24 protein-coding genes are annotated in these 25,517 nt (G+C 72.6%); 14 read left to right on the top strand and 10 right to left on the bottom strand.

Annotated elements, in window-relative coordinates:
- Window positions 1-170: 170 nt before the first annotated feature.
- The 5 genes from I601_RS21230 to I601_RS21220 form a co-directional block, all read right to left on the bottom strand.
- Window positions 171-323, bottom strand: a complete 153-nt coding sequence (locus I601_RS21230) for a hypothetical protein (RefSeq protein ID WP_157520272.1) — start codon at window positions 321-323, stop codon at window positions 171-173.
- A complete protein-coding gene (locus tag I601_RS17605; protein WP_068112610.1) occupies window positions 320-1,012 on the bottom strand; it encodes a hypothetical protein in 693 nt (230 codons plus the stop codon). Before I601_RS17605 ends, I601_RS21230 begins: the two co-directional genes overlap by 4 nt.
- 38 nt (window positions 1,013-1,050) lie before the next feature.
- Window positions 1,051-1,404 (bottom strand): hypothetical protein, encoded by a 354-nt coding sequence (locus tag I601_RS17600; RefSeq protein ID WP_068112607.1) that lies wholly within the window; start codon window positions 1,402-1,404, stop codon window positions 1,051-1,053.
- Window positions 1,405-2,027: 623 nt separating this feature from the next.
- On the bottom strand, window positions 2,028-2,555 hold the full coding sequence (locus tag I601_RS21225) for a hypothetical protein (RefSeq protein ID WP_157520269.1): 528 nt from the start codon (window positions 2,553-2,555) through the stop codon (window positions 2,028-2,030).
- A gap of 1,403 nt (window positions 2,556-3,958) precedes the next feature.
- Window positions 3,959-5,392, bottom strand: coding sequence for a recombinase family protein (locus I601_RS21220; protein ID WP_157520266.1), 1,434 nt, complete (start codon window positions 5,390-5,392; stop codon window positions 3,959-3,961).
- A 36-nt stretch (window positions 5,393-5,428) separates the two neighbouring features.
- On the opposite strand from I601_RS21220, the gene I601_RS21605 reads away from it, so the two are divergent.
- The 9 genes from I601_RS21605 to I601_RS17545 are packed head-to-tail and all read left to right on the top strand — an operon-like array spanning window position 5,429 to window position 13,688.
- Window positions 5,429-5,611 (top strand): thiamine-binding protein, encoded by a 183-nt coding sequence (locus I601_RS21605; RefSeq protein ID WP_335582172.1) that lies wholly within the window; start codon window positions 5,429-5,431, stop codon window positions 5,609-5,611.
- The gene (locus I601_RS17580; protein WP_169834721.1) at window positions 5,608-6,192 is read left to right on the top strand and encodes a DUF3105 domain-containing protein; all 585 of its coding nucleotides are present in this window, start codon (window positions 5,608-5,610) and stop codon (window positions 6,190-6,192) included. The genes I601_RS21605 and I601_RS17580 overlap by 4 nt, the downstream gene beginning before the upstream one ends.
- Window positions 6,193-6,229: 37 nt before the next feature.
- Window positions 6,230-8,155 carry a M3 family metallopeptidase gene (locus tag I601_RS17575; RefSeq protein WP_068115217.1) on the top strand — a complete coding sequence of 642 codons (1,926 nt, stop codon included), beginning with the start codon at window positions 6,230-6,232 and terminating at the stop codon, window positions 8,153-8,155.
- Window positions 8,156-8,160: 5 nt separating this feature from the next.
- Window positions 8,161-8,568 carry a secondary thiamine-phosphate synthase enzyme YjbQ gene (locus tag I601_RS17570; protein ID WP_068112601.1) on the top strand — a complete coding sequence of 136 codons (408 nt, stop codon included), beginning with the start codon at window positions 8,161-8,163 and terminating at the stop codon, window positions 8,566-8,568.
- A gap of 44 nt (window positions 8,569-8,612) precedes the next feature.
- Window positions 8,613-8,984 carry a hypothetical protein gene (locus tag I601_RS17565; protein WP_068112598.1) on the top strand — a complete coding sequence of 124 codons (372 nt, stop codon included), beginning with the start codon at window positions 8,613-8,615 and terminating at the stop codon, window positions 8,982-8,984.
- A gap of 29 nt (window positions 8,985-9,013) precedes the next feature.
- On the top strand, window positions 9,014-9,439 hold the full coding sequence (locus tag I601_RS17560) for an NUDIX domain-containing protein (protein WP_068112595.1): 426 nt from the start codon (window positions 9,014-9,016) through the stop codon (window positions 9,437-9,439).
- Complete coding sequence (locus I601_RS17555) at window positions 9,436-10,374, top strand: SMP-30/gluconolactonase/LRE family protein (protein ID WP_068115215.1); 939 nt, start codon at window positions 9,436-9,438, stop codon at window positions 10,372-10,374. Before I601_RS17560 ends, I601_RS17555 begins: the two co-directional genes overlap by 4 nt.
- Window positions 10,375-10,429: 55 nt before the next feature.
- On the top strand, window positions 10,430-12,376 hold the full coding sequence (gene dxs, locus I601_RS17550; protein ID WP_068112592.1) for a 1-deoxy-D-xylulose-5-phosphate synthase: 1,947 nt from the start codon (window positions 10,430-10,432) through the stop codon (window positions 12,374-12,376).
- Window positions 12,360-13,688, top strand: a complete 1,329-nt coding sequence (locus I601_RS17545) for a gluzincin family metallopeptidase (RefSeq protein ID WP_157520257.1) — start codon at window positions 12,360-12,362, stop codon at window positions 13,686-13,688. Before dxs ends, I601_RS17545 begins: the two co-directional genes overlap by 17 nt.
- On the opposite strand, the gene I601_RS17540 is transcribed toward I601_RS17545, so the two are convergent.
- Both I601_RS17540 and I601_RS17535 read right to left on the bottom strand, forming a co-directional pair.
- On the bottom strand, window positions 13,685-15,754 hold the full coding sequence (locus tag I601_RS17540) for a 3-hydroxyacyl-CoA dehydrogenase NAD-binding domain-containing protein (protein ID WP_068112585.1): 2,070 nt from the start codon (window positions 15,752-15,754) through the stop codon (window positions 13,685-13,687). The genes I601_RS17545 and I601_RS17540 overlap by 4 nt on opposite strands.
- 1 nt (window position 15,755) lies before the next feature.
- Window positions 15,756-16,970, bottom strand: coding sequence for a thiolase family protein (locus I601_RS17535; protein WP_068112582.1), 1,215 nt, complete (start codon window positions 16,968-16,970; stop codon window positions 15,756-15,758).
- A 170-nt stretch (window positions 16,971-17,140) separates the two neighbouring features.
- On the opposite strand from I601_RS17535, the gene I601_RS17530 reads away from it, so the two are divergent.
- From I601_RS17530 to I601_RS17515, 4 genes are all read left to right on the top strand, one after another.
- Entirely contained in the window at window positions 17,141-18,100 is a 960-nt protein-coding gene (locus tag I601_RS17530; RefSeq protein WP_218917690.1) for a proteasome assembly chaperone family protein, read from the top strand.
- 1 nt (window position 18,101) lies between these two features.
- Window positions 18,102-18,962 (top strand): acyl-CoA thioesterase, encoded by an 861-nt coding sequence (locus I601_RS17525; protein ID WP_068112581.1) that lies wholly within the window; start codon window positions 18,102-18,104, stop codon window positions 18,960-18,962.
- Window positions 18,959-19,816 (top strand): acyl-CoA thioesterase, encoded by an 858-nt coding sequence (locus I601_RS17520; RefSeq protein WP_335582171.1) that lies wholly within the window; start codon window positions 18,959-18,961, stop codon window positions 19,814-19,816. Before I601_RS17525 ends, I601_RS17520 begins: the two co-directional genes overlap by 4 nt.
- 124 nt (window positions 19,817-19,940) lie before the next feature.
- Window positions 19,941-21,137 carry a peptidoglycan DD-metalloendopeptidase family protein gene (locus tag I601_RS17515; RefSeq protein ID WP_068112578.1) on the top strand — a complete coding sequence of 399 codons (1,197 nt, stop codon included), beginning with the start codon at window positions 19,941-19,943 and terminating at the stop codon, window positions 21,135-21,137.
- A gap of 6 nt (window positions 21,138-21,143) precedes the next feature.
- On the opposite strand, the gene I601_RS17510 is transcribed toward I601_RS17515, so the two are convergent.
- The 3 genes from I601_RS17510 to I601_RS17500 are packed head-to-tail and all read right to left on the bottom strand — an operon-like array spanning window position 21,144 to window position 24,097.
- Window positions 21,144-21,842: a hypothetical protein gene (locus I601_RS17510; RefSeq protein WP_068112575.1), complete on the bottom strand. Its 699-nt coding sequence runs from the start codon at window positions 21,840-21,842 to the stop codon at window positions 21,144-21,146.
- A 22-nt stretch (window positions 21,843-21,864) separates the two neighbouring features.
- Window positions 21,865-22,761: a MaoC/PaaZ C-terminal domain-containing protein gene (locus I601_RS17505; protein WP_169834720.1), complete on the bottom strand. Its 897-nt coding sequence runs from the start codon at window positions 22,759-22,761 to the stop codon at window positions 21,865-21,867.
- Window position 22,762: 1 nt separating this feature from the next.
- Window positions 22,763-24,097, bottom strand: a complete 1,335-nt coding sequence (locus tag I601_RS17500) for a 3-oxoacyl-ACP reductase (RefSeq protein WP_068112572.1) — start codon at window positions 24,095-24,097, stop codon at window positions 22,763-22,765.
- Between the two features lie 133 nt (window positions 24,098-24,230).
- Here I601_RS17500 and I601_RS17495 point away from each other — a divergent pair, with 133 nt between their 5' ends.
- Window positions 24,231-25,514: an acetyl-CoA C-acetyltransferase gene (locus tag I601_RS17495; protein WP_068112569.1), complete on the top strand. Its 1,284-nt coding sequence runs from the start codon at window positions 24,231-24,233 to the stop codon at window positions 25,512-25,514.
- The last annotated feature ends 3 nt before the right edge of the window (window positions 25,515-25,517 follow it).

Genomic DNA, 25,517 nt, shown 5'->3' with positions numbered 1-25,517 from the left:
CGCCGCCGCGCGCTCCTCCGCGAGCCGCTCGCGCTCCGCCTCCTCGCGACGACGAGCCTCCTCCGGAGAGATCCCCTCCGCGTCCGCCTGCCAGTAGCCGCGCCGGAACCGACGAGCTTCGCCCGTGCGTCCCAGCGTGCGACGCCGGACCGGACCGACCTTGCCGCCCATCAGTGACCCCGCCTCTCGCGAGCCGCGCGGACGAGAGCCTCGTCCGCCTGCTCCTCCTCGCCACGCGCCGCGAAGTGCTCGCGCGCGTCCTCGTCCGTGCTGCTCGCGAACTCCTCGCGGAGCATCGCCTCGACGTCCTCGCGCGACCTCATCGGCTCGCCTCCTCGTCCTCGACCAGGACCCAGCCCGACGAGCCCGTCCCGACCAGCGCCGCAGCGCGCCGGGGAGTCGTCAGGAGCGTCACGCCCCCACGGTCCCGGACCTCGACGAGATCCAGCCGCGTCCCCGCAGCCTCCGCGAGCGCGTGCGCGTTCACGCGGTCCAGCGCGTCGAGCGGGCTCTCTTGGACATTGTTCGCGCGCCGCGCCGTCACGAGCCCCGCGTCCACGTCCGGACGGAAACCCCAGCGCCGACCGCCGACCGCGCCGAAGCGAGCCCGTGCAGCCTGGAGCGAGAGCGCCGCCTCGACCGCGTCCCGGTGAGCCTCCAGCGCCAGGAGCGCCGACACTCGCCCGATCTCGTCCAGGTGCTCGACGAGCGCGCCGTCCAGGGACCGCGCCGCAGCCGAGAGGGAAGACTCCGCCGCGCGGAGCGCGCGTGCCTCCTCGCGAGTGCGAGCCCGGACCTCGTCCGGGTCACGGGTCCCGCGCGTCTCGCGGATCTCCTCCGCCGCCGCACGCTCCGCAGCCGCGAGCGCCCTCGTCGGCTCCTCGACCGCCTCCAGCGCCTCGCGCCAGGACGCGAACGCCTCGCGGACCTCGACCGGGGTCTCCTCGTGCTCCAGGACCGCCGTCGCCGGGATGCCGTCCAGTCGCCTGCCGCTATTCAGAATCTTCAGCATGTTTCCGTGTGCCTCTCGTGTCGTCTCGTGTGCCGTGCTCAGCGCCGCGACCCGCCGCGCCGGACCCGCTCGCCGTCGAGCGGACGACCGCGCGGGACCCGGACCTCGTCGTCCGTCGTCTCCTCGACGTCCTCCGGGTCCGCCTCCGGCTCGACCCCAGCGCGCAGCGGGACGAGCCCGCGCTCCGCCAGGACCGCCGCGAAGATCTCGCAGCGCGCCCGCTCCGCCTGCTCGAAGGGGACGCCCGTCGCGCGCCTCCAGGTGAGCGCCGTAGCGCGAGCGCGAGCGACCTCCGGAGCCGCGTACGGGTCCTCGTCGAGAGCGAGCCGGAGCCCCTTCTCGAAGATCGCCGCGAAGCGCCCGACCGGGACCGGCTCCGGGCCGAACGGCAATACCTCCTCCGGACGGACCGCCCGCGTCCGCGCCCTCCCGCGCGTCCCGCGAGCCCCGCGCCGCTGCTCACCGCGAGCCGTGTCCGGCTCACGCAACGCCCGACCAGGACCAGGACCAGGAGCCGACGACGAGCGCGCCGCGTGCCCGTTCCTCTCGCGCCACCGCTGTTTAGACGGACGATCAGGACGACCGCCAGAGGTCCGGGGCTTGTGCGTGTTCGTGTTCGTGTCGCTCATGAGTGAGTGACCTTTCTCCAGGGACCGCCGATCGTTTCGGCGCGTCCAGCCCGCGCCGCGAGATCTGCTCGCGAGCGGGAAACAGAGACCCCCAGGGGACGCCGGAGCGCGCGGGAAGGAAGGAGAGCCGCCACTCGACGACGCTCCCCAGGGGAGAGACCCGGCACCCGGAGCGCGCTACGGAGGGAGCGCCGCGACCAGGAGCCGGGAGAAGTGAGAGCCGGAGCCCCGCCGCCCGTCCCGGCCTCCTTCACGAAACGGGAGGACAGAGACGAGGACTCCGGCAGTAGCGCGGAGGACTACGTCCGCGCCGCCCCGTGTTCAGCGCACGGGGAGAGTAGGGAGCGGGAGCCCGCTCCGGGTATTAGCTAATAGTTGAGCGCCGCTCAGCGACGCCGCGAGTCGAGCGGGACGACCGTCCCGTCCGCAGCCGGAGCGAAGCGTCCGCCCGAGTCGCGCCGCGACGAGTGCCGCCGCTTGTGCTCGCGCAGCGCCGCGACGATCTCGCGGACCTCCAGCGCCTCCGAGATCTCCTCGCGGGTGATCGTGTTCGGCATCGTGCCTCCTCGTGTGTCGGGAATCGTGTAAACCTGCTGCCCTCGATACGTCGAGCGCTTGCCGAGGACCTCGTCCGCCGTGGAGAAGAAGACGGAGCGACGAGGGACGCGGGGACGGAGCGGGAGGTCCCACTCGTCCGCGTACTCCTCCCAGGACTCCCAGCGGTCCGAGAAGTCGCCGCGCTCGCGCCGCTGCTCTTCGTACGCCCGCAGCGCCCGGAGATCCGCGTCCGTGTCGCCGGTCTGCTCCGGCTCGCCACCGGGAGGGACCGGGCAGAGGGTCTCGTCGTACTCAGCGACCGCCGTCGAGATCTCGCGGTCCGCCTTCCGTCGCAGCGCCGGAGCCGGAACGCGCATCCCAGGAGCCGGAGCCGCACGAGAGAAGCGCCCCGCCGTCCAGCCCGCGAGGAACCAACGGACGGATTCCTCCTCGTCGCGCCGTTGCTGCTCGCGGCTCGCCCGCTTCCGCTCCGTCGCCGACGAGGAGCCCGTCCGGGGACGACCAGGAGCGCGACCAGCACGAGGAGCGGGCTCCAGGAGATCCCGCGCAGAGCGGACGACCTGGAGCGCGTAGTCCGCAGCGATCGCCGGGGACGTCGTCGAGACGATCCGGAGATCCCGGTAGACCGGACCCGCGTCCGTGCGATCCGGGAGCGCCGCCCAGGACTCGACGAGCCGCGCCGCGACGTCCTGGACCGACCAGCCAGGAGCCGGAGAGCCGTCCGCCGAGACGATCCGAGAGCCGGAGCGTCGGAGGTCCGAGCCGAGAGGCTCCAGGGTCCGCGCGAGGTACTCCGGATCGGGGAGCGTCACCAGGACGCCGACCCCGTCCGCGTCCAGTTTCCTCCGGACCGGCTCGCCGCGTCCCGCGAGGACTCGCAGCCCCGCGAGCGTATCGAAGGTGTCAGTCATGGGTGTGTGCCTTCCGTGTCGTCGTATCGGTGCCGCGTGTCCGAGAGAGGGGAGTCGGGAGGACGAGCTCCTCCCACCACCACAGGAGAGAGCCCGTCCCGGCACCGCCCGCGCGAGGACACGACCGCGCGAGCACCGTCCGGAGATCAGCCGGACGAGAGATCAGAGAGGGGCCAGGGTGGAGAACGCGGTCACAGAAACCCGCGTGGTCTCTTGGTCCCTAGTTCTGTGTCGAGAAGAAGAAGACTCGACAGGTAACAAAGGAAGAAGGGGAGAGAGTTTCTGTGACCTCGTTCTCCACCACGAGAACGCCTTTCCTCCGCGCTAGTCGTCGTTCTGGAGCCCGCGAGCGTGCGCCAGGAGCCGGGACTCCGCGCGAGCGACCGCCTCAGCCACGAGCCGAGCCTCCCGACGCTCCCGGCAGGCCAGGACCCGGCAGGATGCCGAGCACCAGCGAGCATCTGCTCGGAGGCCCTGGAGAGAGCCTCCGCAGCGTCCGCAACGTCGAACGTGTGCCATGACTGAGCCTCCTTCCCAGGAGCGCGTTAGTTGACGGGTGAGAGCGCGCCTCCAGGAACCCCACAGAGAAGGAGTACGCCAGCGGGGTCCCCGCTGCTCACGATCCGCGAGGATCTCTCCTCCGATCGGTCCGTGATCGCGCTACGGAGTTGGAATCCGCCCACGCGCGTCCTGCTGCTCACGATCTCCCGAAGATCTCAGATCGTGAGGCGAGAGGGTCCGGAGCGCTGCTCGACAGAGGAAAGGGCCTCGACCGGCTCCGCTGCTCACCAAGACGCACGAGAGCCCTAGGACCCTCCAGGTCCCAGGGCTCCAGTTGCGCGAGAGCGTCAGTCGTCGAGCGCGCCCGCTAGGTAGTCGTGATCCCCGGCCAGGACGACGCGGGACGGGTCCCAGGAGCCGCGACGAGCTGCCTCCCGGACCGTGACGGTCGCGCCCAGGATCTCCAGGTGCTCGCGCCGCTCCTCGACGGTCCAGCCGTCCCACAGGTCCGCGTACGTCTCCGTACGGGTGCGCCGGACGACCCGGTCCTCCGTCGCCTCCAGCCGAGCCCGCTCCTCCGAGAGAGCCGAGATCCGCGAGGAGATCCCGACGACGTCCGCGCCGGGGCGGACGATCTCCGCGCCCAGGACCGCTAGGGACCGCTCGACGTCCGCCAGCGCCTCCGCGACCGGGGTCCGCTCGACCTCGACGTCCGTCACCCGGAAGGAGCCCCAGAGTGCGAGCGCCTGCTCCGTCGCCGCCTCCTCGACGAGGACCGCGTCCGCCAGGACGTGAGAGCCCTCGCCCAGCCCGCGACAGCCGTAGAACGGACGACCCTTGCGCGTCTTCACGAGGAGCCGCTCCCCGCACCGGCAGAAAGCGAGCCCCGACAGGAGTCGTCGCGTCTCGCCGGAAAGCCCGCGCTTCGTGGCCGCGCTCCGCTCCTCGTCGAGCGCCGTCGTCGTCACGCGAGCCCGGACCCGGTCCGCGAGATCATCCGCGACCAGGGGAGCCCAGGGACGGACCCGCTCGCCGTCCTCGCCCAGGACGGGACGCCGGTCGCGCGAGCCCGGAGCGACGCCCTCCGTCAGGAAGCCGGAGACGTGCCAGGAGCGCGCGAGATTGAGGACGCTCGCAGGCTTCCAGGTGCCGCGCCCCGTCGCCGTAGGGACGCCGTCACGGTTCAGTGCCTGCGCGATCGTGTAAACGCCCTCTCCAGCGTCGAGCGCATCGAAGATCCGGACGACGACCCGCGCCTCCTCAGCGACCGGACGGAGGACCTTCCCGATCCCGTCCGCAGCCGGGACCGGCTCGAAGCCGTACGGACGCGGACCGCCACCCCACCGACCGCGAGACTTCAGGAACGCCTTCGTCGCCCTGGCGCGCTCGCCGGTCGTTCGCGATTCAAGAGCCGCGAACACCTGGAGGATCTCGACCATCGCTCGGCCCATGACGTTCGTAGTGTCCAGCGGCTCTGACGCGCTAACGATCTGGAGCCCCTCGTCCAAGAGCGTGCCCATGTCCACAACGGAGCGAGCGACACGGTCCAACCGCCACACGACGATTGCATCCGCATCTCCGGTGGCCACGCGCCGACGAGCCGCCGTCAGCCCGGGACGGTTGAGGCGTGTCTTGGTCGCACTCGCGTCTTCATCTGCCTCAATGCCAACAAGGTCCCAGCCCCGCGATCGCACGAGCTTCTCAATCTCGTCGCGTTGCTTAGGGATCGATGTCGAGTCCTCCGATGCCCGAGAGAGCCTCGCGTATCCGACTACCCTCATATCCGTGACCTCCTCGGCCTGCCCTCGCTCCTGCCGATGTCCCACCGTAACCAATCGGGCGAGTGGGACGAGGTGATGGCGGTCGTCAAGCGTGCCGTCGACGTGGTCGCCGAGGTGTCTCCCCGCGTCGGGCTGGTGCTCAAGGCCGACATCCGTCCCGGCTGGGACGGCCAGCTCACCGCGAAGGTCGAGCGGGTCGAGCGGCTGCTCGACTCGTGAGCGAGGAGCGACGCGACCGCGCGCCGCTGGTCGCGCTGGTCGTGACGCTGGTGGTCTCGACCCTGCTCGTCGGGGCGGCCGTGCTGGTGCCCCTGCTGGTCGAGGAGTCGGTCGACCGCACCCTCGACGACGTCCGGGTCTACGAGGACCTGGTGATCAAGCACGTCGAGGGCGACGTCGACTACGAGCAGGACCCGCCGGTGGGCGGTCCGCACGCCGACCGGTGGCTCGACTGCGGGGTCTACGACACCCAGGTGCGCCCCGAGAACGTGGTCCACGACCTCGAGCACGGGACCGTGCTGATCTCCTACCGACCCGGTACGCCGCCGGCCGACGTCGACGCGCTCGCCGCGGTGCTGCCCGACAACGGCATCCTCACCCCGTGGCGGAGCCAGGTCGCCCCGGTGGTGGTCACGGTCTGGGGCAGCCAGCTGTCGCTGATCGGCGCCGACGACCCGCGCCTTGCGCTCTTCATCGAGTCCTTCGGCGCCGGCGAGACCGCGCCCGAGCCGTTCGCCAGCTGTGCCGGCGGGCTCTCCGACCCGCTCGGCGGCCAGGACGGCACCGGTCTCGACATCTGAGGAGCCGGTCGGGGGCGGGCGTGGGTAGCCTGCCGTGGTGACTCCGACGCCGCTCGTGCTGCCGCCCGCCGACGACACCGCCGCCTGGGGCGCGTTCCTGCAGGAACGCACCACGGCGCCGCTCGCGGAGGCCGGGCGTGTGGCCGACGTGCTCCGGGCCTTGGAGCCGGGGTCGGGGGAGGCGCTGCCGCTCTGGAACGACCTGCACATCGCGCTCGCGAACGCGTTCGCCGCCTCGTCGCTGCTCAGCCAGGTGCACCCGGACGCCGGGCTGCGCAGCGCCGCCGAGGCGGCCGAGCAGGAGGCGAACCGCTTCCAGACCGCGCTGATGCTCGACCCGGTGCTCTACGAGCGGCTCGCGGCCGTGCCCACCGACGGGCTCGACCCGGCGGCGCACCGCGTCCTGGCCGACGCGCTGCGGGCGTTCCGCCGGGCCGGTGTCGACCGCGACGACGAGACCCGCGAGCGGCTGCGGGTGCTCGGCGAGCGCGAGAACGACCTCTCGCAGGCCTTCGGGCGGCACATCCGCGACGGGGCCCGGGCCACGCAGCTGCCCGCCTCGGCCCTCGCCGGGCTGCCCGACGACTACGTCGAGGCGCACCCGCAGGCGCCCGACGGCACCGTCACGATCACCACCGACTACCCCGACACGCACCCGTTCCTCACGTTCTCGACCGATGCCGAGGCGCGGCACGCGGTGATGAGCGCCTTCCTCGACCTGGCCTGGCCGGAGAACGACGAGGTGCTGCGCGAGCTGCTCGCCGTGCGCGACGAGCGCGCCCGGCTGCTGGGCTACGACGGCTGGCCCGACTACGACGCCGAGGTGAAGATGATCGGCTCGGGGGCGGCCATCGGCGACTTCATCGACCAGATCGCCCGCGAGGCGAGCGCTGCGGCCGAGCGTGACGCCGCGGTGCTGACCGAGCGGGCGCGCGCCGACCGCCCCGACCTCGAGCACCTCACCGTCGCGGACGCCCGCTTCTACACCGAGGTCGTGCGTCGCGAGCGCTACGAGGTCGACGCCCACGAGGTGCGGCGCTACTTCGACTTCACCCGGGTCCGCCAGGGCCTGCTCGACGTCACGGGCCGACTCTTCGGGCTGACCTGGACCCCCGTCCCCGACGCGCCGACCTGGCACGACGACGTGGCGGCGTACGACGTCGCGCTGGCGGGGGCGGACGGGCCGCTCGGCCGCATCCATCTCGACCTGCACCCGCGCCCGGGCAAGTACAACCACGCCGCGCAGTTCGACCTCGTCCCCGGCGTCGAGGGCCGGCAGCTGCCCGAGGGCGTGCTGGTGTGCAACTTCGGGCGCGGGCTGATGGAGCACTCCGAGGTGGTGACGCTCTTCCACGAGTTCGGCCACCTGCTCCACCACGTGCTCGCCGGGCGGCACCAGTGGGTCCGGTTCTCCGGCGTGGCGACCGAGTGGGACTTCGTCGAGGCGCCCAGCCAGATGCTCGAGGAGTGGGCCTGGGACGCGGACGTCCTGGCGGGCTTCGCCACCGACGCCGACGGCCGCGCGATCCCCGCGGCGCTCGTGGCGCAGATGCGGGCCGCGGAGGAGTTCGGCAAGGGCGTCCACGCCCGCACCCAGATGTACTACGCCTCGATCTCCTACCGCTTCCACGCCGAGCGGCCCGAGGACCTCACCGCCCGCTCGCGCGAGCTCTCCGAGCAGTACGCCGTGTGGGCCGCGCTGCCCGGCACGCACTTCCACTGCGGCTTCGGCCACCTCGGCGGCTACACCTCGGCCTACTACACCTACATGTGGAGCCTCGTGATCGCGAAGGACCTGTTCTCGGCCTTCGACGCCGAGGACCTGTTCGCGCCCGAGGTGACCACCCGCTACCGCGACCGGGTGCTGGCCGCCGGCGGCAGCAAGGACGCCGCAGACCTGGTCGAGGACTTCCTCGGCCGACCCTACGAGCCCGCGGCCTTCACGGCCTGGCTGGAGAGGTGAGCCCGATGGACTCCGAGACCCGCAGCGTGCACACCGGCACGCGTGACGTCGTCGTCGACCTGACCCGCGAGGCGCAGGAGTGGTGCGCCGGTCGCGGCGACGGGCTGCTGCACGTCTTCGTGCCGCACGCCACCGCCGGGATCGCGATCCTCGAGACCGGCGCCGGCAGCGACGACGACCTGCTCAACGCCCTGGCGGACCTGCTGCCCACCGACGAGCGGTGGAAGCACCGGCACGGCACGCCCGGTCACGGCCGGTCGCACGTCATGCCCGCGCTCATCCCGCCCTACGCGAGCGTCCCGGTCCTCGACGGGCGGCTCGCCCTCGGCACCTGGCAGAGCATCTGCCTGGTCGACCTCAACGTCGACAACCCCGACCGCGAGGTCCGGTTCAGCTTCCTGGCCTCCGCCTGAGCGCCGGCGCAGACATCGAACAGACGTTCGAGTAGAGTGGGGGGATGCCCACCCACGTCGCCCCTCCCGGTTGGCCCACCGAGGTGCGTCCCCCGGACGCGCCCGACTGGGAGGCCACCGCCGCGAGCTGGCTGCTCGACCTCTGCCCGCCGGACTTCCGCGGCTACCCCGCGCTGCGCAAGCACGTGGTCGTGCTGGCCCGGTTCGCCGTGCTGCACGTCGAGGCGGGGCAGGCGGCGGCCCGGCGCGGGCTCAGCGAGGCCCGTTCCGAGCTCCGCGACGTCGCCACGCCCGACGTGGTCGAGGCGGCGGTGCAGACCTGGCTGATCGAGGACGCCCGGCTCACCGGCGTACGCCGCGCGGTCGGGCTGGTCGAGGAGGCGCTGCGCGGGCGTCGCTACATCGCGCGCCTCTGACCTGGTGCCCTCTGGCACGCTTGGCCCGCATGCACGCGTTCTCGAGCATCGCCCTCGTCGACCGTCGCGGCTGGCTGCTGATGCAGGAGCGCGACGAGCACCCGCTGATGGACCCCGAGAAGTGGGGCCTGCCGGGCGGCTCGATCGAGCCGGGGGAGACCGCCGAGCAGGCGGCCTACCGCGAGCTGGCCGAGGAGACCGGCGTGCACCTCGACGCCGGCCTGAGCCCGGCAGGGGAGTGGACCTACTTCAGCCCGGTCTGCGGCGGCGACGACACCGTGCACCTCTTCGCCGGCGCGGTCGACCTGGCCGACGCCGACATCGTGTGCGGGGAGGGCCGCCAGATGGTGTTCGTGGCGCCCGAGTCGGTCCTCGGCCTCGACCTCACCCTGTCGGGTCGACTCCTGCTGCCCCTCTTCCTCGACTCGCCCGACTACGCGAGGCTGTGCCGATGACCCCCGCCGCGCACCGACTCGAGATCCACCCCGTCCCCGGGCACGGCGCCGAGGACGTCCTCGTCCTGCCCGACGGCCCGCACGAGGGGTCGGTGCTCACCGGGACCGACGACGGCGCGATCTTCCGGGTCTCCCACGACGGACGTCGCATCGACCGGGTCGCCCACACCGGTGGTCGCCCGCTCGGGCTCGAGCTGCACCCCGACGGTCGGGTCCTGGTCTGCGACGCGCACCGGGGCCTGCTGCTGGTCGACACCGGCTCGGGCGACGTCGAGCAGGTGGTGGGGACCGTCGACGGGGCCCCGATGCTCTTCTGCAACAACGCAGCGGTCGCCGCAGACGGCACGGTGTGGTTCAGCGACTCCTCGACCCGCTTCTCCGTCGAGCGGTGGAAGGACGACTTCGTGCAGGACACCCGCACGGGCCGGTTGCTGCGGCTGGGCACCGACGGGGAGGTCAGCGTCGTCCTCGAGGGCCTGGCCTTCGCCAACGGCGTCGCCCTGGCCGGCGACGAGTCCTTCGTCGCCGTGGCCGAGACCGGCGCCCGCACCGTCGTGCGCCACTGGCTGAGCGGGGAGCGCGCCGGCACCCGTGACTTCCTGGTCGAGGACCTGCCCGGCTACCCCGACAACATCGCCCGGGGCAGCGACGGCCTGATCTGGGTCGCGATCGCCAGCCCGCGCGACCCCGTCGTCGAACGTCTCCAGCGTGGCCCGCAGTGGCTGCGCCGCCAGGTGACGCGCATCCCCGCGGCCCTGCAACCCAAGCCGGCGCGCACGTGCCGGGTGCAGGCCTACGACGACACCGGGCGGCTGGTCCTCGACCACGACATCGCCACGGACGACTTCCACATGGCCACCGGTGTGCGCGAGCACGAGGGACGCGTGTGGATCGGCAGTCTCCAGGAACCCGCGGTCGCGGTGCTGGATCGCTGAGGTCCGGCCTCTAGACTTGCCCCGGCCCACCCAGCACCCACCCGCAAGGAGTCCCATGTCGATCCTCGAGACCATCTCGGGACCGCGTGACCTCCGCGGGCTCGACGACGCCCAGCTCGAGACCCTCGCCAGCGAGATCCGCGACCTGCTGGTCCGCTCGACCTCCAAGGTCGGGGGCCACCTCGGCCCGAACCTCGGGGTCGTCGAGCTGACCATGGCCGTGCACCGGGTCTTCGACTCCCCGCGCGACCGGATCGTCCTCGACACCGGTCACCAGGGCTACGTGCACAAGATGCTCACCGGGCGCGCGGGCGACTTCGACACCCTGCGCCAGGAGGGCGGTCTCTCGGGCTACCCCAGCCAGGCCGAGTCCCCGCACGACATCGTCGAGAACTCCCACGCCTCCACGGCGCTGTCCTACGCCGACGGCCTGGCCAAGGCCTACGCCATCCGGGGCGAGGACCGCCACGTCGTGGCCATCACCGGTGACGGTGCGCTGACCGGCGGCATGGCCTGGGAGGCGCTGAACAACATCGCGGTCGCGCGCAGCAGCCGCCTGGTCATCGTCGTCAACGACAACGGCCGCTCCTACACCCCGACCATCGGTGGCCTGGCCACCGCGCTCAGCTCGCTGCGCACCGACCCGCGCTACGAGACCCTGCTCGACCAGGTCAAGAAGCGGCTGCACGCCGTGCCGGGCGTCGGCGCAGCGGCGTACGACGCGCTGCACGCGATGAAGAAGGGCCTCAAGGACGCGCTCGCTCCGCAGGGGCTCTTCGAGGACCTGGGCCTGAAGTACGTCGGCCCCGTCGACGGGCACGACCGGGTCGCGATGGAGACCGCGCTGAGCCAGGCCAAGAAGTTCGGCGGGCCGGTGATCGTGCACGCGCTGACCCGCAAGGGATTCGGGTACGACGCCGCGGAGCGCCACGAGGCCGACCAGTTCCACTCCCCGCAGCCCTTCGACATCGAGTCGGGCGAGGAGAAGGCCCGCGGTCGGATCTGGACCGACCACTTCGCCGACGACATGGTCGAGATCGGGCACCGGCGCAAGGACGTCGTCGCGATCACCGCGGCGATGATGCACCCCGTGGGCCTCGACAAGTTCCAGGCCCGCTTCCCCGAGCGCACCTTCGACGTCGGGATCGCCGAGCAGCACGCCGCGACGTCGGCGGCCGGCCTGGCGATGGGCGGCCTGCACCCGGTGGTCGCGCTCTACGCCACCTTCCTCAACCGGGCCTTCGACCAGATCCTGATGGACGTGGCGCTGCACCGCTGCGGCGTCACCTTCGTGCTGGACCGCTCCGGGGTGACCGGCGACGACGGGGCCAGCCACAACGGCATGTGGGACATGTCCATGCTGCAGATCGTCCCGCGCCTGCGCCTGGCCGCCCCGCGCGACGCCACCCGGCTGCGCGAGCTGCTCGACGAGGCCGTCGACGTCGACGACGCCCCGACCGTGGTGCGCTTCCCCAAGGGGCCGCCGCCGGACGACATCGAGGCGATCGACCGCGTCGGCGGGTGCGACGTGTTGGTGCGCAACGGCGTCCGCGACGTCCTCGTGGTCGCGGTGGGCTCGATGGCCACCACCGCCGTCGAGGTGGCCGACCGCCTGGTCGCGCAGGGCATCGGTGTCACCGTCGTCGACCCCCGCTGGGTCAAGCCGGTCGACCCCGCCCTCCTCGACCTGGCCCGCGAGCACCGCCTCGTGGTCAGCCTGGAGGACAACGGCGTCCAGGGCGGCTGCGGCGCGAGCCTGCTGCAGGCCCTCAACGCCGCCGGCATCGACACCCCGGTGCGCCTGCACGGCATCCCGCAGGAGTTCCTCGACCACGCCAAGCGCGCGGTCATCCTCGAGCGCATCGGGCTGAGCCCGCAGTCGCTGGCCCGCGGCATCGTGGAGGCGATGTCCGCCGGGTCCCCGCTCGAGCCGGACGAGTCGGCCCAGGCCGACCGGGCCGCCCCACCCGGGACCGGGCATCCGGTTGAACGGCCCCGCTGAGCGCACCGGGGAGGGAGAAGCGCTCAACGGGCGGGTGGGCCCCCTGACGGCACTGCTGGTGGCACTGCTGGTGCTGGTCGGCGCGTCGTCGTGCGCCCTGCTGGAGAGCGACGACCCGTCCGGCGCCAAGCCCACCAGCTCCGCGACCGCCGCGCCCCGGGAGGTCGTCTCGTCCATCCGGCGCACCCTGGCCCTGCGCCAGAGCGGCGTACGCCGCCAGGACCGGGGCCGCTTCGAGCGGTCCCTGCTGCCGGGCCGCCCGGCGCTGCAGGTGCAGCAGTCGGACTACTTCGACAACCTGACGCAGCTGCCGCTGGAGGTCTTCGAGTACGACTTCGATCCGCGTGACCTGCTGCGGGTCGAGGACTCGTACTGGGTGGTGGTCGAGGTGCACCTGCAGCTCGCCGGCTACGACTCCGTGCCGGTGGTGGCCCGCGACCGCTACCTCTTCGAGCCCGGTGGCGGGCCGAAGTCGCGGCTGCGCCTGGCCTCGGTGACCGACGAGGCCTGGGAGGCCCGCAACCGGGTGGTGTCGCAGCCGTGGGACAGCGGTGCGATCCAGGTGCGCCAGGCCGCCGGCGTCCTCGGCATCTTCGACGACGCCAGCGCCGGGGCCGCCTACGGGCTGCTGGACTCGGCCCAGCGCGCGATCAGCGACGTCAGCGCGGTCGTGCCCTTCGACTGGAGCCACCAGGTGGTGCTCTACGCCCTGTCGGGCGCCGGGGGGTTCGCCTCCGTGGGGGACCTGCCCGGCGGCGATCCCACGGCGCTCGACGCGGTCGCCGTGCCCGTCGCGGCCGACCCCCGCGACCCGGGAGCCGGGGTGGCCTCCACCCGGGTGGTGCTCAACCCGCGCATCGTCGAGACCGCCGACGCGCCACGCACCGATCCCGAGGGCCGCAAGCGCGACCGCCTGGTGCGCCACGAGGTCGCCCACGTCGCGGTCGGCGAGCTCGACGACGACGCCCCCGTGTGGCTGGCCGAGGGCCTCGCCGAGTGGGTGTCGGTACGCCCGCTGGCCCCCGAGGACCGCGCTCTGCCCGAGGCCGCGCTGGCCGCCGCCCGCGCCGCGCTGGCCGCCGGCCGGGTGGCCATGCCGTCCGACGAGGCCTTCAACGCCGACGGCTCGACGGGCCACTACGGGTTGTCCTGGTGGGCGGTGGAGTACCTCGCGAACAGCTTCGGCGAGCAGGTGCTGTGGACGCTCGTGGAGGGCGCCAGCGACGAGCCGGCCCTCGAACGGCTGGTGGGCCTGGACGAGGACCGGCTCGCGATGCGGGCCGCGCGCCTGATGGTCGCGACGTACGACTAGTGGAAGCGGCCCAGGCCCTCACGCTCGAGCAGCATCGTGAGCCCGCCGTTCCAGAAGGAGAACCCGGCCCCGGTGATCATCGCCAGGTCGAGGTCCTCCGGAGCGGCGACGACGCCCTCGTCGAGCATCAGCCGGGCCTCCTGCGCCAGCCCGCTCAGCACCCGGGTGCGGACCTCGGCCGGTGAGAGCACCACGGGCTCCGCGGGCTGCTCCAGCAGGGCCTCCACCTCGGGGTCGAGGCTGCCGTCGGGCAGGAAGTAGGCGGCCTTGCGGGCCTGCACCACCCGCTCGAGCGCGGGGGAGACGTAGAAGCGGTCCGGGAAGGCCGCCGCCAGCGTCTCGGTGTTGTGCAGCGCGATCGCCGGGCCCACCAGCGCGATGAGCGTGAAGGGCGGCATCGGTGCGACGCCGGCGAAGGAGCCGTCGACCGTCTGGATCGGGGTGCCCTCGTCGACGACCCGGCTGACCTCGCTCATGAAGCGGCCCAACAGGCGGTTGACGATGAAGGAGGGGCTGTCCTGGACCAGGATGGTCGTCTTCTTCAGCGCCTTGCCGGTCGCGAACGCGGTCGCGAGTGTGGCGTCGTCGGTGGCCTGGCCCTGGACGATCTCGAGCAGCGGCATCACCGCCACCGGGTTGAAGAAGTGGAAGCCCACGACCCGCTCGGGGTGCTCGAGGTCGGCCGCCATCTCGCTGATCGACAGCGACGAGGTGTTGGTGGCGAGCACGCAGGTCGGCGAGACGACCTTCTCGACGTCGGCGAAGACGGACTTCTTCACCGACATCTCCTCGAAGACGGCCTCGATGACGAAGTCGGCGTCGGCGAAGACCGCGGCCTTGTCGACGGCTCCGGTGACCAGTGCCTTGTGCCGGTTGGCCTTGTCCTGGCCGATGCGGCCCTTGGCGAGGAGCTTGTCGATCTCGGCGTGCACGTAGGCCACACCCTTGTCGACGCGCTCCTGGTCGAGGTCGCTCAGCACGACCGGCACCTCGAGGCGGCGCACGAAGAGCATCGCCATCTGGCTGGCCATCAGGCCGGCGCCGACGATGCCGACCTTGGTCACCGGGCGGGCCAGCGAGCGGTCGGGGGCGCCGGCGGGACGCTTGGCCCGCTTCTGGACCAGGTCGAAGGCGTAGAGGCTGGCCAGCAGCTCCGGGGTCTGCGACAGGTCCTCGAGCGCCTGGTCCTCGGCGGCGAAGGCCTCGTCGCGCGTGGCGGTCCGGGCGGCGGCGATCAGGTCGACGGCGCGCTCGGCGGCGGGGCTGGCGCCACCGGTGCGGGCGCGTACGACGCGCGCGGCGCGGGTGAGGGCGGCGCTCCACGCCTCGCCCCGGTCGATCTCGGGCCGCTCGACGAGCACGTCGCCGTTGAGCACGTCGGCCGCCCAGAGCAGGGACTGCTCCAGGTAGTCGGCGCCCGAGAACACCGCGTCGGCGAGGCCGAGCTCGAAGCCCTGCTGGCCGGTGACCGTCTTGCCGTTGTTGAGCGGGTTCTCGAGGATCAGCGTGACGGCGGTGTCGGCGCCGACGAGGTTCGGCACCAGGTAGGCGCCGCCCCAGCCGGGCACCAGGCCGAGCATGACCTCGGGCAGGCCGAGCGCCGGCGCGGAGTCCATGACGGTGCGGTAGTCGCAGTGCAGCGCGACCTCGAGGCCGCCGCCGAGGGCGAGGCCGTTGATGAAGCCGAAGGACGTCTTGCCCCCGTCCTTGAGCTTGCGGAACACCGCGTGGCCGAGCTCGGCCACGACGCGCACGCCGGGAGCGCCGCTGCCCGCGATGCTCGTGAGGTCGGCGCCGGCGGCCAGGATGAACGGCTTGCCGGTCACGCCGAGCGCGGTGATCTCGTCGTCGGCCAGGGCGGCGTCGATGGCGCTGTTGAGCGCGATCAGGCTGCGCGGGCCGAACGTGTTGGGCTTGGTGTGGTCCTCGCCGTTGTCGAGGGTGATCAGACCCAGGACGCCGGCACCCGAGGGCAGGGTGACCTTGCGCAGCAGGGCCTGGGTGACGCGCTCGGCGTCGGAGCTGATCTCCTCGGCGCGGGCGAGCAGGGTGGTCAGGTCGCTCATCTCAGGCGTCGCCCTTCTCGTCGGTGGAGCCGGTGTGGTGGGGGTTCTCCCAGATCACGGTGCCGCCCATGCCGATGCCGATGCACATGGTGGTCAGGCCGTAGCGGACCTCGGGGCGCTCCTCGAACTGGCGCGCCAGCTGGGTCATCAGGCGCACGCCCGAGGAGGCCAGCGGGTGGCCCATCGCGATGGCGCCGCCGTAGGGGTTGACGCGGGCGTCGTCGTCGGCGATCCCGAAGTGCTCGAGGAAGGCCAGCACCTGGACGGCGAAGGCCTCGTTGACCTCGAACGCGCCGATGTCGTCGATGCCCAGACCGGCCTGGCGCAGCGCCTTCTCGGTCGCCGGGATCGGGCCGGCGCCCATCACCTCGGGCTCCACGCCCATGAACGAGTAGGCCACCAGGCGCATGCGCACCGGCAGGCCGAGCTCGCGGGCGGTCTCCTCGTCGGCCAGCAGCGCGGCGGTGGCGCCGTCGTTGATGCCGGCCGCGTTGCCCGCGGTCACCTTGCCGTGCGAGCGGAACGGGGTCTTGAGGCTGCCCAGCGACTCCAGGGTGGTGCCCGGGCGCATCGGCTCGTCGCTGAGCGCCAGGCCCCAGCCCTCCTGCTCGGAGCGGGTCGCGACGGGGACCAGGTCGCGCTGGATCACCCCGGCGTCGTACGCCGCGGCCGTCTTCTGCTGCGAGCGCACGGCGTAGGCGTCCACGCGGTCGCGGGTGATGGAGGGGTAGCGGTCGTGCAGGTTCTCGGCGGTCTTGCCCATCACCAGTGCGTCGGGGTCCACGACGCGCTCGGACATGATGCGGGGGTTCGGGTCGACGCCCTCGCCCATCGGGTGGCGACCCATGTGCTCGACGCCGCCGGCGATGGCGACGTCGTAGGCGCCGAAGGCGATGCCGGAGGCGGTGGTGGTCACGGCGGTCATCGCGCCGGCGCACATGCGGTCGATCGCGAAGCCGGGCACGCTCTGCGGCAGGCCGGCGAGCAGCGCGGCGGTGCGGCCGATGGTCAGGCCCTGGTCGCCGATCTGCGTGGTCGCGGCGATCGCCACCTCGTCGACGCGCTCGGGCGGCAGGGACGGGTTGCGACGCATGAGGTCGCGGATGCACTTGATGACGAGGTCGTCGGCGCGGGTCTCGGCGTACTGGCCCTTGGCCTTGCCGAAGGGGGTGCGCACGCCGTCGACGAAGACGACCTCTCGTAGCTGTCGGGGCACCGGTTCTCCTGGGGTGGTGGGTGGCTGGCGCCGCCAAGGTTACCCCCCAGTAACCAATGCGGCTCGCAGGGCCTGCCAGCCACCGTCCGGCCACCGTCCGGCCAGGGAATATCGTGGCCACGCAGCCGGTTGCCCCGGCGCCTGGCCGCTGGCCTGACGAAGGGAGATCCGTGACCGACACCCGCTTGGTGCACATCGTCGACGAGGTGGCAGAGATCGATGCCTCCGAGGAGTCGGCCCTGACCATGGTGGTGGTGCTGGACGGATTCCTCGACGCCGGCAACGCCGCCGCCCGCGCCGCCCAGCACCTCGTCGACGTCGCCGGTGACGCCGACGGCGCCGGTCGGGTCGTGGCGACCTTCGACGTCGACCGGTTGCACGACTACCGCGCCCGCCGCCCACCCATCTCGTTCGTGGTCGACCACTACGAGTCCTACGACGCCCCGCGCCTGGTGGTGCGGCTGCTGCGCGACAGCGGCGGCACGCCGTACCTGCTGCTCAACGGTCCCGAGCCCGACAACCGCTGGGAGGGCTTCGCACGCGCCGTGCGCGAGGTCGTCGAGCGCTTCGCCGTGACCCGCGTGGTCAGCATGGGGTCGGTGCCGATGGCGGTGCCGCACACGCGGCCGATCGCCATCACCCACCACGCCAACCGCTCCGAGCTGCTGCTGGGCGCGAGCCCGTGGCGCGGTGAGCTGCGGGTGCCGACCAGCGCGCAGGCGCTGCTCGAGGTCCGGCTGGGGGAGTGGGGCCACGACGCCCAGGGCTTCGTCGCCCACATCCCGCACTACCTGGCCCAGCTGGACTACCCGCAGGCCGCGGCGGTGCTGCTGGAGCAGGTCGAGCTGGCCGGTCGGATCACCGTGGACCTCTCCGGCCTGCGCGCCGAGGCCGAGGACCGCGAGGCGGAGATCACCGGCTACCTGGCCGCCAACGAGGAGGTCGGCGACGTCGTGGCCGCCCTGGAGCGCCAGTACGACGCGTTCGAGCGGGCCGAGGAGTCGGGCGACAACCTGCTCGCCCGCGACCAGCCGCTGCCCACCGGCGACGAGCTGGGCCACGAGTTCGAGCAGTTCCTGGCCGGGTTGGAGAACCCGACGGGGGACGGCGACGACGAGGGGCAGGCCTGACATGCCGCGCACGAACGCCGAGCTGCTCGAGCTGCTCGACCTGGAGAACATCGACGACAACCTGTTCCGCGGCGCCCAGCAGCCCTCGATCCTGCCCCGGGTCTTCGGCGGCCAGGTCGCGGCGCAGGCGCTCGTGGCCGCCGACCGCACGGTCGACGACGAGTACGTCGTGCACTCGCTGCACTCCTACTTCCTGCAGCCCGGCGACACGAACGCGCCGATCATCTACGACGTGGAGCGGCTGCGCGACGGGCGCACGTTCTCGACCCGTCGGGTGCTGGCCCGTCAGCACGGGCGACCGATCTTCGCCATGACGGTGGACCTGCAGCGCCCCGAGGAGGGCTACGAGCACCAGGACCGGATGCCCCGGGTGCCGTCGCCCGAGGACGCCCTGGACGCCAACGCGGTCATCCGGGGCGAGGACGGCTCCTTCGACGAGTGGGACGTCATCGACTTCCGCTACGTCGGCTCGGGCCACGACCTGCTGCCCCCGGACGACGACCGGCCCGGGCGCCAGCAGATGTGGCTGCGCTTCAACGAGGCGCTGCCCGACGACCCGCTGGTGCACGCGGCGGCGTTCACCTACGCCTCGGACGCGACGCTGATGGGAGCGGCGCTGTCGCCGCAGGGCATCACCCTGGGCGGGCCCGAGGTGATGGTGGCCTCCCTGGACCACTCCGTGTGGTTCCACCGGCCCTTCCGCGCCGACGACTGGTGGCTCTTCGACCAGCACTCGCCGATCGCCAGTGGCGGGCGCGGGCTCGTGAACGCGCGGGTCTTCGACCGCGAGGGCCTGCTGGTGGCCTCGGTCAGCCAGGAGGCGCTGATGCGTCCGATGCGGGCCCGCGGGGGCTCGGCGTGAGCGACCCGACGGCCCTGCAGGAGCTGATGGGGCTCTTCGACCTCGAGACCATCGACGCAGACCTCTACCGCGGCCGCGTCGTCCGCACCACCCGTCCCCGGGTCTTCGGCGGGCAGGTCGCGGCGCAGGCGCTGTGCGCAGGCATCCGCACCGTCGACCCGGCGTACGTCGTGCACTCGATGCACTCCTACTTCCTGCTGCCGGGCGACCCGCAGGTGCCGATCGTCTACGACGTGGAGCGGATCCGCGACGGGCGCTCCTTCCTGACCCGGCGGGTCTCGGCGCGCCAGCACGGCCGGCCGATCTACTACCTGACCGCGAACTTCCAGGTGCCCGAGTCCGGACTCGAGCACCAGGACGCGATGCCCGAGGCCGGTGAGCCCGAGGACGGCACGGACCTCGTCGCCCTGATGCGGGCCGGGGGCACGCCCGAGGCGGACGCGCTGGCCAAGGAGTGGGGCGCGCTGGAGGCGCGCTGGGTCGGCAGCTCCAAGAGCGGCCTGCCCGAGGACGCCGAGCACCCCTCCCGGGCCCGGCTGTGGCTGCGGGTGGAGGGGGACCTCGGGGACGACCCCACCGCCCACCTGGCCGCCTTCACCTACGCCAGCGACATCAGCCTGCTGGGGGCCACCCTGGCGGCGCACCCGGTGTCGCCGTCGGAGACCCAGATGGCGTCGCTGGACCACACGATCTGGTTCCACGAGCCCTTCCGGGCCGACGAGTGGTGGCTCTACGACCAGGTCTCGCCCGCAGCGCGCGGCGGACGCGGACTGGCACTGGGCCGGGTCTTCACGCGCGACGGCACGCTGGTGGCGACGGTGGCCCAGGAGGGTCTGATCCGCCCGCGCGTATAGCATTACAGCGTTGTAGTTCGTGACAGACACGCCGACACGTGGTTTCTTTGTGACCACTGTGGCGGTTGAGCACTCCTGAGGGACGTGTGACCGGACCGCCCCCCGACCCCCAGGGGACCTGTCCATGCGCTCCGTCCTGCTCGCTCCCGCGCTCGGTGCCGTGCTGCTGCTCGCGCCCGTGCCCACCTCCGTCGCCGCCCCGCCGGGCGCCGACTACCAGATGCCCTTCCCCTGCGGGCAGGAGTGGACCGGCACCACGCGCGGCAACCACAGCCCCAGCACCAAGGCCGTCGATTGGAACCGGGTCGACGACGTCGACGACCCGGTCGTGGCCTCCGCGCCCGGCACCGTGACCACGGCCAGCGCCGGCGGGAGCGGGTACGGCCGCTACGTCGTGGTCGACCACGGTGGCGGCGCCAGCACGCTCTACGCGCACCTCAACAGCGTGACGGTGGCGTCGGGCCAGAGCGTCGACCAGGCGGCCCAGCTCGGGACCGTCGGCTCGACCGGCAACTCCTCGGGGCCGCACCTGCACTACGAACAGCGCCTCTCGAGCAGCGTCCAGACGGCCTGGTTCGGCGGCGCCGAGTTCGTCTACGGCTCCACCCAGCGCTCGACCAACTGCGTGGACGTCCCCCTGGCGGCCAACATGATCGGCAAGCCCCGGGCCGAGCTGGTCGTCTACCGCCGCGCCGACCGCTCGCGGTTCGAGGTGCTGCGCCCGGGGCGGACCCCCCTGGTGCGCCGGATGGGCACCAGCACCGACGAGCCGGTGCTGGGCGACTGGGACGGCAACGGCGTCGCGAACATCGGCGTCTTCACCCCCGGCAGCTCCACCTTCGCGCTCAAGACCGGACGGAGCACCAGCAGCGTGGTCTTCGGCCGGGCGGGTGACCAGCCGGTGGCCGGGGACTGGGACGGCGACGGCCGCTGGGAGGTCGGCGTACGCCGCCCCGGCGAGGCCGCCTTCTGGCTGCGGGCCGCCGACGGTTCGGCGAGCAGCGTGCGGCTCGGCTCCGCCTCGGACCTGCCGGTGACCGGCGACTGGGACGGCGACGGGCGCACCGACCTCGGGGTCTTCGACCAGTCCACCGCCACGTTCACGTTGCGCCGCGTCGACCAGGACGGCCTGGCGTGGACCGCGCAGGTGCAGTTCGGCGAGCCGGGGGACCTGCCGGTCGCCGGCGACTGGGACGGCAACCGGATCACCGACGTCGGGGTCTGGGACCCCTCGAGCGCGACCTTCTCGGAGCGCCAGTCGGCCAGGCCGACAGCGGCCCGCGCCACGGTGGCGAGCACCGTGTTCGGCCGACCGCGCTGAGCCTGCTCACTCCTGCGGGGCGACGGTCGGCGCCGACGGGACCGGGTCGGTCGGGACGACCGGGTCGACCGGTTCGGGGGTGGGTGACGTCGAGGTCTCCGGGGCCGGGCTGGAGGACTCCTCGGGGGTCCCGGACGACGTGTCGTCGGGTTGGGGCGTGGTCGGCGCGGGCGCGTCGGGATCGGAGTCCTCGGGCCGCTCGCCCGGCCCGGTGGGCTCGTCGTCGGGCGTGTCCGAGCCGCCCCCCACGAGCTTGCTGAAGGTCGTGTCGCCGGTGTTGTCGTCACCGCCGGTGTACGACGCCACGCTGCGCCCGGCGATCACCTCGAAGGCCGAGATGGCGACCACGGCGGCGAGGAAGAACCCGGCGGCGTACAGCCCGATCCGCTTCCACGGCAGCCGGGCCAGCCGCTCGCGCCAGGGCAGGCGGTCCGGCTCGTCGACGAGCGCCTCCACGTCGGCGCGGGAGACGCCCACCCGACGCAGCGCGGTCGACTGGGCCCGGGCCAGGCGTTCCCGGCTCCGCGCCAGGCCCTGGCTGTAGATCGCGCTGCCGGTCGAGAGGACCACGCTGCCGATGGCCGCGCCGGCGATCGTGCCGGCCGCCCCGAGCGTGGAGAGGAGCACGGCCGACGAGATCGCCGCGAGGGCGCCCGCGACCGTCTTCAGCCAGTCGATCTCGAGGCGGTGCGTCTTCTCGGTCATCCCGGCCAGTATGCCCAGGGGGCTACAGCGACCGGGCCGGGCCGCTCACGCCGGCCAGGTGCGGGGCACCCGAGCGCGGGTCGCTCAGCGAGAAGGCGTAGCCGTCGTCGACCGGGCGGGATCCGAACGCCACGCGACCGGGCAGGAGGATCGGCTTCTTGAAGGCGACCTCCACGGTCACGGACTCCGGCAGGCGGCTCTCGAGCGCGCCCACGCAGCGGGCCAGGCTCCACATGCCGTGCGCGATCTGGCGCGGGAAGCCCAACGCCTTGGCGGTCAGCGGGTAGAGGTGGATCGGGTTGCGGTCGCCCGAGACGGCGGCGTAGCGCCGGCCCAGGTCGCCGGGCAGCGACCAGGTCGTGCCGCTGGGCGGCGCCTCGGGGAACGAGCGCCCCTCGGGGGCGGCGTCGTCCCCGCGCCCGCGGCGCAGGTAGGCCGAGGAGCTCTCCCAGATAAGCGCACCGTCGGCGGCGTGGACCTCGGTGACGAAGTCGAAGACCGTGCCCTTGGCATGCGGGCGTGCGGCGCCGACGCGGGCGTCGACGCGCACCTCCTCGCCGATGGACACGTGGCGGTGCCGGGTCACGGAGTTCGCGATGTGGACCGTCCCGATGGCCGGGGCCGGGAAGGCGGGGTCGGTCATCATCGCCATGTGCAGGCCGAAGGCCAGCAGGTGCGGGTAGGTGAGCGGCACGACGTCCTTGCGGGGGAACCCGCACAGGTCGGCGTAGGTGTCGACGTGCGCGCGCTCCACGGTGACCGGGGGACGGGTCAGGGCCAGGCCCTCGAACCCGCCGGCGCTCGCCTTGCGCACCCCGGGCAGGGCGCCGACGACCGGGATGCTCGGCAGCGCGGCACGCAGCAGCATGCCGACGCCGGCGCTGCCGTCGTGCGTGCGGGGAGTGGTGTCGGCGCCCATGTCAGGCCCCCAGCATCATCTGGCCGCAGACCCGGACGACGTTGCCGTTGACGGCGGTCGAGCCGGGGGAGGCGTACCAGGCGATGGCCTCGGCGACGTCGACGGGCAGGCCGCCCTGCGACATCGCGTTGAGCCGCTGGCCGACCTCGCGGGTGGCGAACGGGACGGCCGCGGTCATCTGCGTGATGATGAAACCGGGCGCGACGGCGTTGATGGTGATGCCGTCCTCCAGCTCGTCCTTGAGCGAGTCGACCAGGCCGATGACGCCGGCCTTGGAGGCGGCGTAGTTGGTCTGGCCGACGTTGCCGGCGATGCCGGCGATGCTGGCCACCCCGACGATCGAGCCGCCGGCGTTGATGACGCCCTGGTCGAGCAGCTCGCGACTGATCCGCTCGGGAGCGGTGAGGTTGACCGCGATCACGGAGTCCCAGCGGTCCTCGCCCATGTTGGCGAGCTTCTTGTCGCGGGTGATGCCGGCGTTGTGCACGACGACGTCGACGCCGCCGTGCTTCTCGCTGAGGTGGTGGGCGATGCGCTGCGGGGCGTCCTTGCCGGTGATGTCGAGGGTCAGCCAGTCACCGTCGAGCTCCTTCATCAGGCTCTGCAGCTCGCTGGCGGCCTGGGGGACGTCGACACCGACGACGGTCGCGCCGTCGCGGTGCAGGACGCGGGCGATCTGCTCGCCGATGCCGCGGCTGGCGCCGGTGACGAGGGCGATCTTTCCCTCGAGCGGGCGCAGCTGGTCGGTGACCGTGCCGGCCTCCGTGGTGCCGGTGGCGCCGATGCGCACGACCTGGCCGGAGACGTAGGCGGACTTGGGGGAGAGCAGGAAGCCGAGCGTGCTGGTGGTGGCCGCCTCGGCGCCCTCGGCGACGTAGGCGAGCTGGACGGTGCCGCCCTTGCCGATCTCCTTGCCGAGGCTGCGGGTGAAGCCCTCGAGCGCGCGCTGGGCGACGCGCTCGGAGCCGGAGACCTGCTCCGGCGGGGTGCCCAGGACGACCACGCGCGGGCAGGTGGTCAGGCTGCGCATCAGCGGGGTGAAGAAGTCGCGCAGGGCGACGAGCTGGTCGGCGGAGGTGAGGCCGGTGGCGTCGAAGACCAGGCCCTTGTAGCGGGCGCCGTCCTCGGGTGCGACGGTGCTGTCGATGCCGAGCGTGTCGAGCAGGCCCGGCAGCGACTCGGCCAGGCGGCCGGTGCCGCCGGTCACGACGGTGCCGTCGACGAGCGGGCTGCCGGCCTCGTAGCGCTCCAGCGGCATCGGGGCGGGCAGGCCGAGGTTCTTGACCAGCAGCTTGCCGATCGGGGACTGGCTGAAGCTCTGGTACATGTCGCTCATGCGGGTCTGTTCCTCCAGTGAGTCCGGGTGCGGCCGATTACCATGTAACTAGATGTGTAACTCGGAGTCCACTTTTCGTGACATGCCCCTCACAGCCTTCACTGCGCCGCTGCCGCGCGCAAGGATGGGACCCATGCAGACCTCACCTCGTCGGGTCGCCGTCATCGGCGGCAACCGCACCCCCTTCGCCCGGTCCAACTCCGCCTACACGGACGCGTCCAACCAGGACCTCCTGACCGCAGCGATCGACGGCCTCGTCGCTCGCTACGGGCTCCAGGGCGAGCGCCTCGGTGAGGTCGTCGCCGGAGCCGTGCTGAAGCACTCGCGCGACTTCAACCTCGCCCGCGAGGCGGTGCTGGGCTCGACGCTGGCGCCCGAGACCCCGGCCACCGACATCCAGGAGGCCTGCGGCACCGGGCTGCAGGCGGCGATCCAGGTCGCGAACAAGATCGCGCTCGGCCAGATCGAGGTCGGCATCGCCGGCGGCACCGACACCACCTCGGATGCTCCGGTCGCGATCAGCGACAAGCTGCGCAAGAAGCTGATGAAGGTCAACGCCGCGCGCGACACCAAGTCCCGCATCACCGCGCTGGGCGCGATCCGTCCCGGTGACATCGGCCTGGACCTGCCGAAGAACGGCGAGCCCCGCACCGGCCTGTCGATGGGCGACCACGCCGCGCTGACCGCGCTGGAGTGGCAGATCACCCGCGAGGCGCAGGACGAGCTCGCGGCCGCGTCGCACCAGCACCTGGCGGCGTCGTACGACAGCGGTTTCCAGGACGACCTGGTGACGCCGTTCCGCGGGCTGGAGCGCGACAACAACCTGCGCGCCGACTCCTCGGCCGAGAAGCTCGCCAAGCTCAAGCCGGTCTTCGGCAAGGGCGAGGCGGCCACGATGACCGCCGGCAACTCCACGCCGCTGACCGACGGCGCCTCGGTGGTGCTGCTCGCGACGGAGGAGTGGGCGAAGGCACACGGGCTGACGGTGCGTGCCTTCTTCGTCGACTCCGAGACGGCTGCGGTCGACTACGTGCACGGTGGCGAGGGGCTGCTGATGGCGCCGGCGTACGCCGTGCCGCGGATGCTCGAGCGCAACGACCTGAGCCTGCAGGACTTCGACTTCTACGAGATCCACGAGGCCTTCGCCTCGCAGGTGCTCTCGACCCTCAAGGCGTGGGAGGACCCGGTGTTCTGCAAGGAGCGCCTGGGCCTGGACGCCCCGCTGGGCTCGATCGACCGCGACAAGCTCAACGTCAACGGCTCGTCGCTGGCCGCTGGTCACCCGTTCGCGGCGACGGGTGGGCGGATCGTCGCCAACCTGGCCAAGCTGCTCTCGGAGAAGGGCTCGGGTCGCGGCCTGATCAGCATCTGCGCCGCCGGCGGCCAGGGCGTCACCGCGATCCTCGAGGCTCCCTGAGCC

Origin of the sequence: Nocardioides dokdonensis FR1436 (assembly GCF_001653335.1) — a bacterium.
Lineage (GTDB): Bacteria > Actinomycetota > Actinomycetes > Propionibacteriales > Nocardioidaceae > Nocardioides > Nocardioides dokdonensis.
The sequence above is the reverse complement of the archived record's forward strand: the minus strand, read 5'-3'. Positions and strand labels throughout refer to the sequence as shown.

Excerpts from the sequence above, each read along its gene's own strand:
- I601_RS21230 (WP_157520272.1), bottom strand. The coding sequence starts at position 323 with ATGAGGTCGCGCGAGGACGTCGAGGCGATGCTCCGCGAGGAGTTCGCG.
- I601_RS17605 (WP_068112610.1), bottom strand. The coding sequence starts at position 1,012 with ATGCTGAAGATTCTGAATAGCGGCAGGCGACTGGACGGCATCCCGGCG.
- I601_RS21225 (WP_157520269.1), bottom strand. The coding sequence starts at position 2,555 with ATGCGCGTTCCGGCTCCGGCGCTGCGACGGAAGGCGGACCGCGAGATC.
- I601_RS21220 (WP_157520266.1), bottom strand. The coding sequence starts at position 5,392 with ATGAGGGTAGTCGGATACGCGAGGCTCTCTCGGGCATCGGAGGACTCG.
- I601_RS21605 (WP_335582172.1), top strand. The coding sequence starts at position 5,429 with ATGTCCCACCGTAACCAATCGGGCGAGTGGGACGAGGTGATGGCGGTC.
- I601_RS17570 (WP_068112601.1), top strand. The coding sequence starts at position 8,161 with ATGGACTCCGAGACCCGCAGCGTGCACACCGGCACGCGTGACGTCGTC.
- I601_RS17565 (WP_068112598.1), top strand. The coding sequence starts at position 8,613 with ATGCCCACCCACGTCGCCCCTCCCGGTTGGCCCACCGAGGTGCGTCCC.
- I601_RS17560 (WP_068112595.1), top strand. The coding sequence starts at position 9,014 with ATGCACGCGTTCTCGAGCATCGCCCTCGTCGACCGTCGCGGCTGGCTG.
- I601_RS17555 (WP_068115215.1), top strand. The coding sequence starts at position 9,436 with ATGACCCCCGCCGCGCACCGACTCGAGATCCACCCCGTCCCCGGGCAC.
- dxs (WP_068112592.1), top strand. The coding sequence starts at position 10,430 with ATGTCGATCCTCGAGACCATCTCGGGACCGCGTGACCTCCGCGGGCTC.
- I601_RS17540 (WP_068112585.1), bottom strand. The coding sequence starts at position 15,754 with ATGAGCGACCTGACCACCCTGCTCGCCCGCGCCGAGGAGATCAGCTCC.
- I601_RS17525 (WP_068112581.1), top strand. The coding sequence starts at position 18,102 with ATGCCGCGCACGAACGCCGAGCTGCTCGAGCTGCTCGACCTGGAGAAC.
- I601_RS17515 (WP_068112578.1), top strand. The coding sequence starts at position 19,941 with ATGCGCTCCGTCCTGCTCGCTCCCGCGCTCGGTGCCGTGCTGCTGCTC.
- I601_RS17510 (WP_068112575.1), bottom strand. The coding sequence starts at position 21,842 with ATGACCGAGAAGACGCACCGCCTCGAGATCGACTGGCTGAAGACGGTC.
- I601_RS17505 (WP_169834720.1), bottom strand. The coding sequence starts at position 22,761 with ATGGGCGCCGACACCACTCCCCGCACGCACGACGGCAGCGCCGGCGTC.
- I601_RS17500 (WP_068112572.1), bottom strand. The coding sequence starts at position 24,097 with ATGAGCGACATGTACCAGAGCTTCAGCCAGTCCCCGATCGGCAAGCTG.
- I601_RS17495 (WP_068112569.1), top strand. The coding sequence starts at position 24,231 with ATGCAGACCTCACCTCGTCGGGTCGCCGTCATCGGCGGCAACCGCACC.